The organism is Ralstonia sp. Ralssp135, from assembly GCF_047304345.1.
GTDB classification, from domain to species: Bacteria; Pseudomonadota; Gammaproteobacteria; order Burkholderiales; family Burkholderiaceae; genus Ralstonia; species Ralstonia chuxiongensis.
In genome coordinates this window covers 97,516-112,323 of the sequence record NZ_JBGLYZ010000001.1, presented here as the reverse complement: position 1 = coordinate 112,323, position 14,808 = coordinate 97,516, and the positions used below count along the sequence as shown (strand labels likewise).

The window sequence follows — 14,808 nt, the reverse complement described above, 5'->3', positions numbered from 1 at the left end:
CGCTGTGTGCAGTGCAGCGAGAGAACAGGTGGTTCACTCGCTACTTGCGGCGTGCATCAGCGACGCGTCATCCAGCCTTTACGACGTTGATGCGCAGGGCCGGCTCACCCGCCGCGATGGCCAGCAGGCGGTCCACATTCGGGTGGGCGCCGGGGCGGTTGCGTGCGTCGATGGTGTGTTCGGCAAACACGGCTAGGCCGTGCTCGGCGGCCTTGGCGTCGAGCTGCCCGAACGTCTGCTGCAGGTAGTGATACACCGCCACCGAACCTTGCTTGCCGGGCTTGTTTTCGATATCAGCCACTACGGCGCCCTGGCCGTTGACCAGATCGATGCGTTCGATGCCGTCAATGGCGGGCAGCTGGGCGAGGTTGTCCTTGAATACACTGGTCGGTTGAATCACTGCGGTAGCTCCGTTGGTTGATCAGGCGGGCCGTATGTTAACGGCTCCGGCCCGACCCGCGCGAGCTTGCGCGTTCTTCAACGCTTGGCGCCGGCCTTGTTCACGGCAATGGCCGCCTGGATGAGCGCCTTCAACGCTTTCTCGTTCACCTTGTCGCCCTCACGGAAATCGATGGCGCGGCGGGTGTTGCCGTCAAGGCTGGAATTGAACAGGCCGGAAGGGTCAGGCACGGAGGCGCCCTTGGCAAACGTCATCTTGACGGTCTGCTTGTAGGCCTCGCCAGTGCAGATCAGACCATGGTGCGACCACACGGGCACGCTCCATTTCCATTCCTCCACCACGTCGGGGTCGGCCGCCCGGACGATGGCGCGCAGGCGGGCGAGTATCTCGCCGCGCCAGTCGTCCAGCTCTGCAATGCGCGCGTCGATCAGTTCGGACGCGGGTGCGGCGGTGTCCTGCGTGCTCTTCTTCATGTGTCTGCCTCCGTGGTGGGCCCAAGCAAACCATTCTGGCAGGAACATGGGCCGGTAGCCACTTGGCAACGGTGGGCGAGATACGCCATCAGGCTCAGCGCCGGGACACTGAGAAACGCCTTTTTCTGCTTTTGGAATCGAGGCGAAAAAATAATGCGAGAAATAAAAAAGAAAATAAGACGGCGCTGAGTTAACGGCGATGAGAAAAATAACTTTAGCGATTTCGTGCAATTCCCCTACTTGAGTGGGGATGTCAAACGATTTCGCCGGGAATCCAAGTGCAGCGCGGGTATGCGGCGCAATGCCTGCGCACGGAAATTCAATACCGCAATGTCCAGATGGTTGATGCGACGGTCATCGATTGGTCATCTTTCGACTTTAATAATTGCGCCTCCGATGTTCAGGAAAACATATTGAGGAATCCCCCCTTTCAGGGGGTGACTGAATTGAGAGAATTTCAAATGACCATTCGTCATCGCATTACATTGCTGGTGGTGCTGATGTTTGCCGCGCTGGCGGCCATCGGCGGATACGCGGTCTACCAGACCCGCGGCAGCGCGGCAGAAGTCCGCCAGGTGACGGAGGGCGTGGTGCCGAGCGCGCTGGCATCGGCTGACCTCGTATCGCTCGTCAAGGATGTCCAGCTTGCGACGATGGTGCTGGTGTATGCCCCTGACGGCAACATCGTCGCGCAGGCCAGGGAAGACTTGAAAGCCAAGGAAGCGGCGCTGCGCGCTGCGTTGGACGTGCAAGCCAAGCGCGCCAACAGCCACGCGCAGGAAGGCCTGGTTGCGCAGGCCAAGGAAAGCGTGGACAGCTACGTCGAGGCCATCCAGCAGACCACCGACATGAAGCTCGCGGGCAAGGATGAACTGGCACAGGCCTTCTTGTTTGCCAACGTGGCCAGCTACCGCGATGTGCTGGAAAAGATTGTCGAGACGCTGCGCATCGAGAAAAACCGTGAGAAGGACGAAGCCATTGCCGGCCTGAACGGCAAGCTTGCGAGCACAGCCACCACCATTGGCGTGGTGAGCGGCGTGGCCATCGTGCTGCTGACCGTTGTCGGCATGCTGCTGTATCGCCAGATCACCCGCCCGCTCACGCGCATGCAGGCCGAGATGAGCGAGATCGCCACCAGCCAGGATTTCACGCGCCGTGTGCCTGTGGGCCGCATGGACGAGATCGGCCACTCGGTCGTCGCGTTCAACCAGATGATCGAGAAGATCCAGGAGAACGCCGCGCTGCTCAAGCAGAAGACGGCCGACATCCAGGCGATGCTGCAGAACATGCAGCAGGGCATCCTGACCGTGGTCGATGGCGGCGTGGTGCACGAGGAATACTCGATCTACCTCGAATCGATTTTCGAGACGCAGGAGATTGCCGGCTGCAAGTTGATGGAGCTGATCTTTGCCGATACCAGCCTTGGCGCCGATGCGCTGTCGCAGGTGGAAGCGGCGGTCGATGCATGCCTGGGGCAGGACATCATCAACTTCGCGTTCAACCAGCATCTGCTTGTAAGCGAGGTGGAAAAGCGCATGCCGGACGGACGCGTGAAGACGCTCGATTTGTCGTGGTCGGCCATTACCGACGAGAGCGACACGATCCTGCGCCTGATGCTGTGCGTGCGCGACGTGACCGAGCTGCGCAAGTTGGCCGCCGAGGCCAGCGAGCAGCGCCGCAACCTGGAGATGATTGGCGAGATCCTGGCGGTGAGCCAGGAGAAGTTCCAGCACTTCATCGACAGCTCCACGACCTTTGTGCACGAGAACGAGCGGATCATCCGTCAGTATTCGCAGGCGGACAGCGCGGCCATTGCGGCGCTGTTCCGCAACATGCACACCATCAAAGGCAATGCGCGCACGTACAACCTGCAGCATCTGACCAACGTGGTGCACGAGACCGAGCAGACCTACCACGCGCTGCGCGAACCGGACACCGAACACACGTGGGATCAGGACTGGCTGATGGAAGAGCTGACGCGTGTGCGCGAGGCCATCGAAAACTACGCCCGCATCAACGAGGTGAAGCTGGGCCGCAAGGGCGATGCAGTGTCAGGCCATGCCACGCAAGTCGCCCCCGATGTGATGGCACGCATTCAGGAAAGCCTGCGCCTGCTGGAGTCAGCCAATCCAGGCAGCCTGCACGAACTGGTTGCGATGCGCGATTCCATTTATGAGCAGCTGCGCCTCTTGGGCAGCGAGACGGTGGACGCGCTGTTGTCCGGCGCGTTGCAATCGCTGCCGTCGCTGGCGCAAGAACTGGGCAAGGAGCCTGTGGCCGTGCGCATCGACGACAACGGCTACCGCGTGCGCAGCGAGGCGCGCGGCATCCTGCAGAACGTGTTCATGCACCTGCTGCGCAACTCCATCGACCACGGCATCGAACCCGCCGCCGAACGCCTGGCGCACGGCAAGCCGTCTGCCGGCACGATCGACATCGACGTGGGCGTTGACCAGGGCATGCTCCAGATCACGCTGTGCGACGACGGCCGGGGTCTTGCGCTCGACCGCATCCGCAGTATCGCCATGGAGCGCGGCTGGATCGGCGCAGACCAACACGCGACCGACGAAGATATCGCGCAGTGCATCTTCCGCCCGGGCTTCTCGACCGCCGACAAGGTGACAGAAGTGTCCGGACGCGGGGTCGGCATGGACGCCGTGCTGGAGTTCCTCAAGCGCGAGCATGGCCGCATCGAACTGCGCTTTACCGACGACAACAAGGGCGCCGCGTTTCGCCAGTTCCAGACGGTGGTGTGCCTGCCTGAACGGCTCGCGGTCGACAGCGTGAACGCTGCGCTCGGCGCGCAACGGGCAGCGCGCATGGATCTGGATAAGGAAGCATCGTGATGGGGGCGATTGTTCTGGCCGTGATGACTGGAGGCTTGGTCGCCGGCGTGCTGATGTGGCTGATCCGCCAGCGGAAAGTGAATGCGATGGCGCGCACCTTGGGCGAGGCCGATCGCCGTGTCGCCGATCTGTCGGCTGATCTTGCGAGGCACGCCGCGCTGGTGGAAACGGGCGGGCGCGAAGTTGCCGCGCTGGAAACCACCGTTGCCCAGATGCGTGATGCCGCTGCCGATCAGCTGGAAGTCATCGAGCAACTGCGTACCGAACTGCAGTCGGCCACGGCCGCGAAGGAACAGTGGGCGAGCCGCGCCGCGAAGATTGCCGAAGAAGCGGCGCGCCTGCGCGGCCTGGCACTGACGTTCGAGCGCTGGCATGAGCAGATGATCTCGCTCATGGAGCAGAACCACGATATGCACGCGAAGAACCAGGAGCTGCAATCCATCGTGCGGCATGTCGTGATCGTCTCGCTCAATGCATCCATCGAGGCGGCGCGTGCGGGCACGGCGGGCCGGGGTTTTGCCGTGGTGGCCAGCGAAGTGCGCGCGTTGGCTGCGCGTTCGGAAGAACTGTCGAAGAGCTACCGCAACAGCCTGCACCTGAACGATCTGACTACAACCGCCACGTTCCAGGACATCCAGGCGGGCGGCAAGATGATCACAGCGTCGCTGTCGAGCGTCGAGGCGCTGGCGAGCCAGTTTCAACACCAGCTTCACTAGGCAGGTTTGACGTGATCCGCAGCAACGCACAAGAGAGTTTCGATCGTATTTTCCGCAAGGCCGCTCGCACGCGGCTTGCGCGGCGGCCGGAAGACACCTGCCATATCGGCACCGCTGCCGAAGGCGACGCACTCAGCGGTGAGGAGGCCTTGATCCTCACCATCTCGTCCATCGCCTTCCGCCTGCTGCTGGTGTTGCGCTTTGATGACTCCGACGCCACGCGCGCCTACTTCACTGGTGAAGGCACGGGGCGTTCTTTTGAAGAAGCGCGCCTGGAAATCGGCAACCTGTGCTGCGGCGCGCTGAACCAGGAGCTGCTGCAGGTGTTTCCCGACCTTGGCATGTCCACGCCTTATGTGGTGAGCGCACGCTGCCTGCCGTATCTGGACGTGCTCAAGCCCGGTTACGTGGCCGCCTACGCGGTCACCATCAACGACACGGTGCGCGTGGATGCCACCGTGTGCGTGTGTGCCCATGCCCCGCTGGACTTCGTGGCCGATGTGAGCGACGAAGTGGAATCCGGCGGTGAGTTGGAATTGTTTTGATTGGAAAGATTGAGAACGAGGAAAGCGTCATGAGCAAGATTCTGGTTGTCGACGATTCGAGCACCGTCCGCGATGAGGTGGCCGGCTTTCTGAAGAAGCACGGTCTGGCGGTGGACACCGCCGTGGACGGCAAGGACGGCCTGGCCAAGATCAAGGCCAACCCCGGCGTCAGACTCGTCATCAGCGATGTGAACATGCCCAACATGGACGGCCTGACCATGGTTGAAAAGGTGCGCGGCGAGCTAGGCAACAAGACGGTCAACGTCATCATGCTTACCACCGAAAGCAGCCCTGCCATGAAAGACCGTGGCAAGGCCGCCGGGGTAAAGGGCTGGATCGTCAAGCCGTTCAAGGGCGACGCAGTGCTGGAGACCTTCAAGAAGCTGGCGAGCTGAAAGGCGGGGCGGCACGGCCGGGTGCTTCATGATCAACCCGGCGCTGGAGGGCATGGCGCCCGCGCGATTTTGGAGCCAAACTTGCTCGCTTGAAGGCTGGTTTGGCCGAGGGAGCCATCATGCAAGAACTCGCCTTTCGCACGCTGCTGTACCGCTACTTCTTCTTCGGCTGGCTGTTCAAAGATGCCAGCCGCGGCAACCTGTTTGAACGGTCTGCCGCGTGGCGTTTCAACCAGGCGCATGCGCACTGGTTGCTCGCTTATATGCGTCGCTGGCTCTGGTGCGGGTTGCTTTTCTACGCACTGGGCGGCGTGTTGGAGCTGGGGCTCAACACGCCGGGCCTGTCGGTACTGTTCTACGTGCCCAGCGCGTTGAGCGTGCCCGTCAACGTGGTCATCGGTGTGTTGTGGATTGGCCTGAAGGCGTTGCCCGGGCCGCTGCGCGAGCGGTAGACGCGCGTACGGCTAGACCGTCGCCACGAGCAGCTCTTCGGCATTGCGCGGCGGGCGCAGCCCATCGGCGCGGCCGGAGAAATAGCGCCCCGTCAACATGTCTGCTGAAATGTGCTGGGCATCGCGAAAGCCGCTTTCGCGGGCCAGTGCGAGTATTTCGGGCGGCGTGAAGAAGCTGATGAACGGCGTGCCGCTCGCGCGTGCACCTTTCTCCGCCATCTCAAGGCCAGGCCGGACGTCCGGGTCCGCCATCTCCAGCGGCAGCAGGAACGTCATCGCCAGCATCGAGCCCGTCGCAAGCGACGCCACCTGCCGCAGCGTGGCCGCATTCGCTTCCTTCGACAGATACATGCTCACGCCCGTGGACACCACAATGGCCGGCCTGCCCTTATCAAACCCGGCCGCGACCAGCGCATCCTGCCAGGATTCGCGCGCCTCAAAATCCACCGGCACGAAGCGCAGCCACTGCGGAACGCCAAAGCCGAGTTCTTCCAGGCGTTGGCGCTTCCAGGCCTGCGGGCCCGGCTGATCGACCTCAAACACCGTCATGCCTGCCGCCACATCCGGCCGGCGTTGCGCAAAGCTGTCCAGCCCCGCCCCGAGAATCACGTACTGGCTCAAACCGCGGGCTGCTTGCTCGATGACGAGGTCTTCGATAAAGCGTGCACGCGCCACGATGGACGCACGAAACGGACGCGTGAACTGCGGATCCATGTCACCGCGTTTTCGCCAGCCGGGTTCCGGGGCCAGCAACTTCAAGCCCACCTCGTCTTCCAGCACGTGCGGCGGTGCATCGTTGTGCACATGCAAGGCGCGCCACAACGCGACGCGCGCTGCTGTGCTGTCGGGGGATGCAGTTTGTGGTTCGTTCATCGCACACACGCCTCCATCGATGGATCAGTCGATCAATTGGGATGCTGATACTCCGGAAACACGGCAACGGCCTGCACGGGCTGCTTCGTCATGCAGACCTCGAACAGGCGGCTGCCGAGCCACTCGGCAAGCCAGGCCTGCACTGCCGGCAAAGGTTGAACGGCAAACCAGTCCGGCTCCACCGCTGCAAACTGCCGCACGAACGGGAGGATCGCCAGATCGGTCGCGCACGGCGTCGAGCCGCCAAGATAGCGTTGATCCAGCAAGCGTGATTCCAGCGGTATCAGCAGGGTTTCTGTTGCCAGGGCACGGGCCGTCTCGCGCGGCGTGGCCTCCTGCGGATAGCGGTCGGGATATTTGTAGCGATCGAGCTGGCGTTTGAACTCGCCGTCGTTGGTGCGCAGCAGGGCGAGGTTGTCGTCGGATTGCGCCCGGCGCCACCAGCCATCCGTGTCGTTTGCCTCGAAGGCCCAGCGCATGATGTCGAGGCTCTCTTCCAGCACGCCGCCCTCTGTCAGATGCAAGACAGGAACGGTGCCCTTGGGAGACAGCGCCAGCAGTTCGGCAGGCTTGTCGCGCATGACGATCTCAAACGTCTGGAAGCGTCGATTGGCCTGCAGCATCGCCAGGCGCGCACGCATGGCGTAGGGGCAGCGGCGATAGCTGTAGAGCAGGGGCAGGTCTTGATTGTCGGACATCGGTGCGAATTCGAGGCTACGGATTTCAGGTGCGCCAGGGTAGCGGATGCATTGGCGCGGCGTGTTAGGCCACCAGCCGTGTGTGCCCTGACCGCCCGGAGCGCCGCACCGATTGCGGCGGCTGCCCGAACACGCGGATGAACGCGCGCCGCATGCGTTCCGGATCGGCAAAGCCCACGGCGCGCGCGACCTGTTCCAGCGATTCATCACCGGCTTCCACGCGCGGCCGGGCGATTTCTGCACGGAGCTTTTCGATGGCCTTGGCCGGCGTCTGGCCGGTCTCGGCCACAAAGGCGCGGTCGAACTGCCGGCGGCTCAGGTGGGCGACTTCGGCCAGGCGGTCGACGTCCAGCGCTTCATGCAGGTGTTCGCGCGCATAGCCCAGCGCACGTGCAATGCGGCTCGATGCCGGGTCCAGCTCCAGCAAGGTCGAGAACTGCGATTGCCCGCCGGGCCGCCGGTGGTAGACCACCAGCTCGCGGGCCACGGCGCGAGACACGTCGACGCCCAGGTCTTCCTCAATGAGCGCCAGCGCCAGGTCGATGCCCGACGAGATGCCGGCCGACGTCCAGACCGGCCCGTCGTGGATGAAGATGTGGTCGCTCTGCACCTGCACGCGCGGATAGCGCCGCTGCAGCAGCGCCGCCATGCGCCAGTGCGTGGTTGCGCGGCGGCCATCAAGCAGGCCCGCCGCCGCCAGCGCAAAGGCGCCGGAGCACACGCTCGTCATGCGCCGTGAATGCTCCGCCGCTTCCCGCACGAAGGCGATCAGCCGGGGCGAGAACGCGTCTTCGCGCGGGCCGTTGCCGCCCGAGATGATCAACGTATCGAAGACCGGATCGTCCAGGCCCCGCGTCTGCATGACGAGGCCGGGCGCGCTCTGCACCAGCGTGCCGCTTTCGGACAGCACGTCGATGCGATATGCCGGCTGCGGCGCGAGCCGGTTCGCCACGTCAAAGGCCGTCAGCGGGCCAGTGAAATCGAGCAGGCTGCAGCCCGGAAACACCAAAAAGCCGATTCTGCGCATGATGTCTTGAAATGAGGGATTAACGTCATTTAGGCCTGATGTTGCTCCGCCAGACTGCTGCTGTCAAACGCATTTCTGGAGAAACGATCATGACAACCGCGATGTGCTTACCGGCCACTTCGACGCCCATGTCGCGCCATCACCGCTGGAAGGTGCTGGGCGTGGGAGTGGCGGCCAATGCGAGCTTTTCGGCCGCGTTTTCAGGCATCCCGACAACGGCCGTGTTCATTCGCTCGGCGTATCACCTGGGCAATGCCGAACTGGGCGTGGCACTGGGCGCGTTGGGGCTGGGCATCGCTATCAGCGAGTTGCCGTGGGGTTTGCTGACCGACCGCTGGGGCGACCGCACGGTGCTGCTGACGGGGCTTGGGCTGACCGCGCTGGCGCTGTTCGTGATGGCATGTTGCGTGGCGCCGCTGCATGGCCACGCGCCGCCGCTGGCGTGGCTGGTGGGCGGCATGCTGAGCGTCGGCCTCTTGGGTGGCAGCGTGAACGGATCAAGCGGGCGCGCCGTCATGGGCTGGTTTCGCGAAGGCGAGCGGGGGCTTGCCATGAGCATCCGCCAGACCGCCGTTCCGCTGGGCGGCGGCATTGGCGCGCTGGTGCTGCCGAGCCTGGCCGCGCACGCCGGGTTTGCCGCCGTGTATGGCGTGCTGGCGGTGGCGTGTGCGTTGACTGCGGCGCTGACGTGGCTGTGGGTGCATGACGCGCCGGATACGGTGAATGTGGCAGCACGCACTGCGGCGCCTGGCGGCACGGGGCCGCTGCGCGATCCGACGCTGTTGCGCATGGCCTTGGCCATTGGGCTGCTGTGCGTACCGCAAGGCGCGGTCGTCGCTTTTGCCACGGTGTTCCTGCGCGACTTTGCGCACGCCAATGTGCTCACGCTCAGCCTGACCATGGCAGCGGTGCAGGGCGGGGCGGCCGTCATGCGCGTGTGGAGCGGCCGCTGGACCGACCGTCACGGCAATCGCCGCGCCTATCTGCTTACCTGCGCGCGGTTGAGCGTCGTGCTGTTTGTCGTGCTGGCCGGGGTGGCGTGGATGACGTCGGCGCTGTCGATTGATCTGTCGGTCATGCGCGTCGCGCTGGTGGCGGCTGTGGTGGCGGGCGGCATCTGCGTATCGGCGTGGCATGGCGTGGGCTATACCGAACTGGCCACCTTGGCCGGTGCGCAGCGTGCTGGCACGGCGCTGGGTCTGGGCAACACGGGCGCGTTTGCGGCGCTCGGGCTCACGTCGCTGTGCCTGCCGCAGGTGCTGGCGTGGTCGTCATGGCCCGTGGTGTGGCTGGTGACAGCGGGCAGCGCACTGATTGCGTGGCGTGTGCTGCCGGCGGACCGTCGGTAGGCGCGCGCCACGCCAATCCCCCTCGTTTCTTCCTATAGTGACCCGCAGGGCGCCGCCCCGCGCGGGCCCGCAAGACGAAGCAACGAAAACGAAACGAGGGGGCCACCATGCCAGGCCTGGATGTAATCGAGCACGTAGTTGTGCTGATGTTGGAGAACCGGTCGTTCGACAACCTGTTCGGCACGCTGTATTCAAAGAGCGCGGAGTTCGACGGCCTGTCGGGCGAAGAGACCAATCCCGACGGCGGCGGCCAGCCCATCCGCGTGTGGACGACGCCCGCGCCGCCCAACGTGATGACGCTGCCCAACCCCGACCCGGGCGAGCTGTTCACCGACATCAACCAGCAGCTCTTCGGCCAGCAGATGCCGCTGGGGCAGACGCCCACCATGCAGGGTTTCACCACCAACTACGCCAAGAACGGTGGCGACCCGCGCGACATCATGCATTTCTTCACGTCGGACCAGGTGCCTGCACTCAGCACGCTGGCGCGTAACTATGCCGTGTGCGATGCGTGGTTTGCCTCGGCGCCGTGCCAGACGTGGCCCAACCGGTTCTTTGTGCACACCGGTTCCGCGCACGGTTATCCGAACAACTCGCCGGTGCACTTTCCGTATCTCATGCCGACGCTGTTCAATGTGCTCGACGGCGCGGCGCCCGACGATTGGGCAGTCTATTACCACGACTTCGCGCAGTCGCTCACGCTCACGCGGCTGTGGCTGCATCTGGACCACTTCCACCTGTTTGACGATTTTCTCGACGATGCGTCCAGCGGCAAGCTGCCCTCGTACAGCTTTATCGAGCCCCGCTACTTTGCCGATCTGGATTGGCCCAACGATATGCATCCGCCGCACGACGTCGGCTACGGCGATGCACTCGTCGCCCAGGTGTACAACGCGCTGCGCAGTTCGCCGCAGTGGCACCAGACCATGCTCGTCATCACCTTCGACGAGCACGGTGGCTGTTTCGACCACGTGCCGCCGCCCGCCGTGGTGCCGCCCAGCCCGCCGCAACCCGGGCAGCTTTTCGCGTTCGACCGGCTGGGCGTGCGCGTGCCGGCGGTGGTGGTGTCACCGTGGATTCCCAAAGGCACCATCTTCCGCTCGACCGTGGCGCAGCCGTACGACCACACCGCGATCATCAAGACGCTGCGCATGCGCTACAACATCCGGACGCCGCTCACTGCCCGCGATGCCAGCGCACCCGACCTGGGGCAGGTCTTGGAATTGAGTGCGCCGGACGACAACCGCGACCCAGTCGCCGCCCGCGCCATGGCAGCGAACCCCGCTGGTTTGCAGGCCGCCCGCAACGCGCCGCTCAATGACTTCCAATGGGCCATGCACGAATCGGCGGCGATGCTCGCGCCACTTGGCACCGGCATCAGCATTGATGACCACGTGCGCAACCTGTCGACCGATCAACAGCCGCCCGTGCCCGCCGCGCAGAATGCCCAGCAGGCCGCGCAGCACATCAAGGATGTGCTGGCGTCGATGGATTTGCCACACGCCGGGCAATGAGCGTGAAAGCAGCGAATGTTTCACCCGTTGAACGCATGGACGCGCCGCGTATGAAGCGCGTTTAACTAAGTGCGGTACGCGCCGTATATTCAGTGCAAACCCGGACATATTGATTAAAGAACGCTGAGTACCTGTCGTTAGTTTCGCTAAATTCGGCGCCCCGTCTGGGGTCGCGACGTTTTGTTCTTAGCAATCCACGGCAGATATGAAGACGCTCTCCATCAAGGCCCGGCTGGCGCTGGTCCTGTTTGTTCTGGCTGTATTCCTGGCGGGCGTCGGCGCCCTGGGGTTGTACGGCAACATGCGTTCCAACAACGCGCTAAAGGAAACCTATTCGAATCAGCTCGCATCCACACGTGCGCTGGGTCAGGCCATTTCGAGGCTGGTGCAAGTCCGTACGGCGTTGGATCGGGCCGTCTATGAAACGGACGACGCGAAGATCGCCGACTTGGTGAAGGCCGCCCGCGAACAGGTCAAGGCAAGCGATGACGGTTGGAATGCCTACAGCGCCCTGCCGTTTGCAACGCCCGAGGAAGAGCAGACCGCTGGCGAGGCCAAGCGCCTGCGCGATGCGTTCTTCAACGATGGTCTGAAGCCCACTCTGGCGGCGTTCGACCGCCACGACTACGCTGCCGCGCGCCCGCTGGTGCTCGACAAGCTGTACGAGCTGTTCGTCCCGTACGCCATCAAGGCCGATCGTCTGAACGCCATTCAAGCAGAGATTGCCGCGTCGGCTTACAGCAGGGCGCAGTCGTTCTTCGACGGTCTGGTGTGGGCGTTCATCATCGTGATCGCCGTGGGCATCGCGCTGGCTGCCGCCTGCTACCTGGTGCTGTCGCGCGCGATCTCGCGCCCGCTCGCAGAGATGCTGGTGCACTTCCATGAGATCTCGGGCGGCAACCTGACCACCAACGTACGCATCCAATCGCGTGACGAGATGGGCTTGCTGATGGAAGGCCTGCAGCAGATGCAAGCCAAGCTGAAGGAGACCGTGGTGACGGTGCGTCGCGGCAGCGAGTCGATCGCATCGGCCACCCAGCAGATTGCAGCGGGCAACACCAATCTGTCGCAGCGCACCGAAGAACAGGCCAGCTCGCTCGAAGAAACCGCATCAAGCATGGAAGAGCTCACGAGCATCGTGAAGCAGAACGCCGACAACGCGCGTCAGGCCAGCACGCTGGCGGTAAGCGCCTCCGAGATTGCCGTGCAGGGCGGCGCCGTGGTGCAAGACGTGGTGACCACCATGGGCGAGATCAGCGAATCGTCGCGCAAGATCACCGACATCATCGCCGTGATCGAAGGCATTGCGTTCCAGACCAACATCCTGGCGCTCAACGCTGCAGTGGAAGCCGCGCGTGCCGGCGAACAGGGCCGCGGTTTTGCGGTGGTGGCCGGTGAAGTGCGCACGCTGGCGCAGCGCAGCGCGGCTGCCGCCAAGGAGATCAAATCGTTGATCGAGGATTCCGCCACGCGTGTGGAATCGGGCTCGACGTTGGTGGCGCGTGCAGGCAAGACGATGGAAGAAATCGTTGTGGCCGTGAAGCGCGTGACCGACATCATGGGCGAGATCAGCGCGGGCTCGGCTGAGCAAAGCACCGGCATCGAGCAGATCAACGAAGCCGTCACGCAGATGGACGACGTGACGCAGCAGAACGCCGCGCTGGTCGAGCAGGCCGCGGCCGCTGCGCAGGCACTGGAAGAACAGGCGGACGAGCTGCGCCGCGCTGTGGCGGTGTTTCGCGTGGCGATGTAAAGCATGCTTCCTGATAGGTTGCCCTAGCAGCGAAATGGCTGCCGTGGCGCTACACTGCGGGGTCGGCCTTCGGGTCGGCCCCGTTTTGTTTTATGCGGTGCACTCAGAAACCGCTCATGGTTTTGCTACGCCCCCCCCCCCCGAGCCGCTCGATACGAGCCATGAGCCGGTTCACATAACGATTATTCGGAGGTGTCGTGCGTTTCCAGTGTCGTCATGTTCCCGTTCGCGCCTTGGTGTCTGCAGCTGTGTTGGCATGCAGCGCCGGCACCTTCGCCCAGACCATCCCCGCCAGCAAACCCGCGCCCACCACGCTCACGCCCGAGCAGCAGCGCTATCACGACATCTACAAAGAGCTGGTGGAGATCAACACGACGCATTCGGCGGGTGACACCACCAAGGCCGCGCATGCGATGGAAAAGCGCCTGCGCGATGCAGGTTTTACCGCTGCCGACATGCAGGTGCTTGAGCCCTTCCCGAAAAAGGGCAACCTGATGCTGCGCTTCAAGGGCAGCGGCGCCAAGAAGCCGATGCTGTTGCTTGCCCACATTGACGTGGTGGAAGCCAAGCGCGAAGACTGGAAGACCGACCCCTTCACGCTGCAAGAGACTGACGGCTATTTCACCGCGCGTGGCGCGATTGACGACAAGGCGATGGCTTCGGCCTTCGTGTCGGTGCTGGGGCAGCTTAAGCAGGAAGGCTTCAGGCCATCGCGCGACATCATCCTGGCGTTGACCACAGACGAGGAGCGCGGCGATGTGCCGACCAACGGCGCGTACTGGATCGTCAACAACAAGCCCGAGCTGGTAAAGGCGGAGTTCGGCATCAACGAAGGCGGTGGTGGCGAGCTGCGCAACGGCAAGCCGGTGCTTCACCGCATTCAGGTGGCCGAAAAGATGTACACGACGTACGAGCTGGAAGTGCGTGACGTGGGCGGCCACAGCTCGGTGCCGACCAAGACGAATCCGATCTATGCGTTGTCAGCCGCGCTGGATCGGTTGGGCGCGTATCAGTTTCCCGTCAAGCTGGCCGACGTGACGCAGACTTACTTCGCACGCAGCGCGCCGCTGGCCACGGGGCAACTGGCGGACGACATGCGTTCGGTCGGCACCGGCAAGCCGGACCAGGCTGCGATGGATCGGCTTTCGGCCATTCCGTTCTACAACGCGCAGTTGCGCACCACCTGCGTGGCCACGATGGTCAATGCCGGCCATGCCGAGAATGCGCTGCCGCAATCGGCCAAGGCCACCGTCAATTGCCGCATCCTGCCGCACGATGATCCGGCCGATATCGATCGTCAGTTGAAGCAGGTGATCGGCAACGAGAAGATCAGCGTGCGCTACGTCAACAAGCCGCTCGCAAGCCCCGCGTCGCCGCTCAATGGCGACCTGGTGAAGACGGTGGAGGCGCTGACGCAGCAGATGTGGAATGTGCCGGTGATTCCGGCGATGAGCACGGGCGCAACCGACAGCCGGTTCATGCGCAATGCAGGTATTCCGATGTATGGCGTGTCGGGGCTGTTTACCGAGCCGGCTGACTTGCGCACGCATGGTCTGGATGAGCGTATCGAGATTACGCGGTTGTATGACGGGCGGGAGTTTCTTTATCGGCTTGTGAAGCAGTTGGCTGAGTAAATTGTTGGACGCTGCGCTCGTGTTTTTCTTCGGGCGCGGCTTGTTGGTATTGGTTCCTTGTTGGGTTTCGGCCCCTGGCGGGGCCGACTTACTTTCTTTGTCTTGCCAAAGAAAGGTAAGCAAAGAAAGGCGC

The 14,808-nt window shown here is 63.5% G+C and carries 14 protein-coding genes; 9 read left to right on the top strand and 5 right to left on the bottom strand.

Translation table 11 applies throughout. The features are described 5' to 3' along the window. Window positions 1-67: 67 nt before the first annotated feature. Window positions 68-400, bottom strand: coding sequence for a DUF2322 family protein (locus tag ACCD03_RS00505; protein WP_413410478.1), 333 nt, complete (start codon window positions 398-400; stop codon window positions 68-70). Between the two features lie 77 nt (window positions 401-477). Next, window positions 478-873, bottom strand: coding sequence for a DUF1801 domain-containing protein (locus tag ACCD03_RS00500; RefSeq protein WP_045205791.1), 396 nt, complete (start codon window positions 871-873; stop codon window positions 478-480). A gap of 461 nt (window positions 874-1,334) precedes the next feature. On the opposite strand from ACCD03_RS00500, the gene ACCD03_RS00495 reads away from it, so the two are divergent. The 5 genes from ACCD03_RS00495 to ACCD03_RS00475 all read left to right on the top strand — a co-directional run bounded on the left by ACCD03_RS00495 (window position 1,335) and on the right by ACCD03_RS00475 (window position 5,827). After that, window positions 1,335-3,719, top strand: coding sequence for a HAMP domain-containing protein (locus tag ACCD03_RS00495; RefSeq protein WP_413410477.1), 2,385 nt, complete (start codon window positions 1,335-1,337; stop codon window positions 3,717-3,719). Then, on the top strand, window positions 3,719-4,435 hold the full coding sequence (locus ACCD03_RS00490; RefSeq protein WP_316677391.1) for a methyl-accepting chemotaxis protein: 717 nt from the start codon (window positions 3,719-3,721) through the stop codon (window positions 4,433-4,435). The genes ACCD03_RS00495 and ACCD03_RS00490 overlap by 1 nt, the downstream gene beginning before the upstream one ends. 11 nt (window positions 4,436-4,446) lie before the next feature. Continuing rightward, a complete protein-coding gene (locus ACCD03_RS00485) occupies window positions 4,447-4,980 on the top strand; it encodes a hypothetical protein (RefSeq protein WP_413410476.1) in 534 nt (177 codons plus the stop codon). A 29-nt stretch (window positions 4,981-5,009) separates the two neighbouring features. Beyond that, complete coding sequence (locus ACCD03_RS00480) at window positions 5,010-5,375, top strand: response regulator (protein ID WP_024977498.1); 366 nt, start codon at window positions 5,010-5,012, stop codon at window positions 5,373-5,375. A gap of 119 nt (window positions 5,376-5,494) precedes the next feature. Further along, window positions 5,495-5,827, top strand: coding sequence for a hypothetical protein (locus tag ACCD03_RS00475; protein WP_024977499.1), 333 nt, complete (start codon window positions 5,495-5,497; stop codon window positions 5,825-5,827). A gap of 12 nt (window positions 5,828-5,839) precedes the next feature. On the opposite strand, the gene ACCD03_RS00470 is transcribed toward ACCD03_RS00475, so the two are convergent. The 3 genes from ACCD03_RS00470 to ACCD03_RS00460 form a co-directional block, all read right to left on the bottom strand. Then, complete coding sequence (locus ACCD03_RS00470) at window positions 5,840-6,700, bottom strand: class I SAM-dependent methyltransferase (RefSeq protein ID WP_413410475.1); 861 nt, start codon at window positions 6,698-6,700, stop codon at window positions 5,840-5,842. 32 nt (window positions 6,701-6,732) lie between these two features. Further along, the gene (locus ACCD03_RS00465) at window positions 6,733-7,398 is read right to left on the bottom strand and encodes a glutathione S-transferase (protein WP_413410474.1); all 666 of its coding nucleotides are present in this window, start codon (window positions 7,396-7,398) and stop codon (window positions 6,733-6,735) included. Between the two features lie 64 nt (window positions 7,399-7,462). Further along, on the bottom strand, window positions 7,463-8,425 hold the full coding sequence (locus tag ACCD03_RS00460; protein WP_413410473.1) for a GlxA family transcriptional regulator: 963 nt from the start codon (window positions 8,423-8,425) through the stop codon (window positions 7,463-7,465). Window positions 8,426-8,514: 89 nt separating this feature from the next. On the opposite strand from ACCD03_RS00460, the gene ACCD03_RS00455 reads away from it, so the two are divergent. The 4 genes from ACCD03_RS00455 to ACCD03_RS00440 all read left to right on the top strand — a co-directional run bounded on the left by ACCD03_RS00455 (window position 8,515) and on the right by ACCD03_RS00440 (window position 14,675). Continuing rightward, window positions 8,515-9,774, top strand: coding sequence for an MFS transporter (locus tag ACCD03_RS00455; RefSeq protein WP_413410472.1), 1,260 nt, complete (start codon window positions 8,515-8,517; stop codon window positions 9,772-9,774). A gap of 107 nt (window positions 9,775-9,881) precedes the next feature. Beyond that, window positions 9,882-11,288: an alkaline phosphatase family protein gene (locus tag ACCD03_RS00450; protein ID WP_413410471.1), complete on the top strand. Its 1,407-nt coding sequence runs from the start codon at window positions 9,882-9,884 to the stop codon at window positions 11,286-11,288. A gap of 205 nt (window positions 11,289-11,493) precedes the next feature. Beyond that, entirely contained in the window at window positions 11,494-13,041 is a 1,548-nt protein-coding gene (locus ACCD03_RS00445) for a methyl-accepting chemotaxis protein (protein ID WP_413410470.1), read from the top strand. 236 nt (window positions 13,042-13,277) lie between these two features. Then, window positions 13,278-14,675 carry a M20/M25/M40 family metallo-hydrolase gene (locus tag ACCD03_RS00440; protein WP_413410469.1) on the top strand — a complete coding sequence of 466 codons (1,398 nt, stop codon included), beginning with the start codon at window positions 13,278-13,280 and terminating at the stop codon, window positions 14,673-14,675. Window positions 14,676-14,808 lie beyond the last annotated feature (133 nt).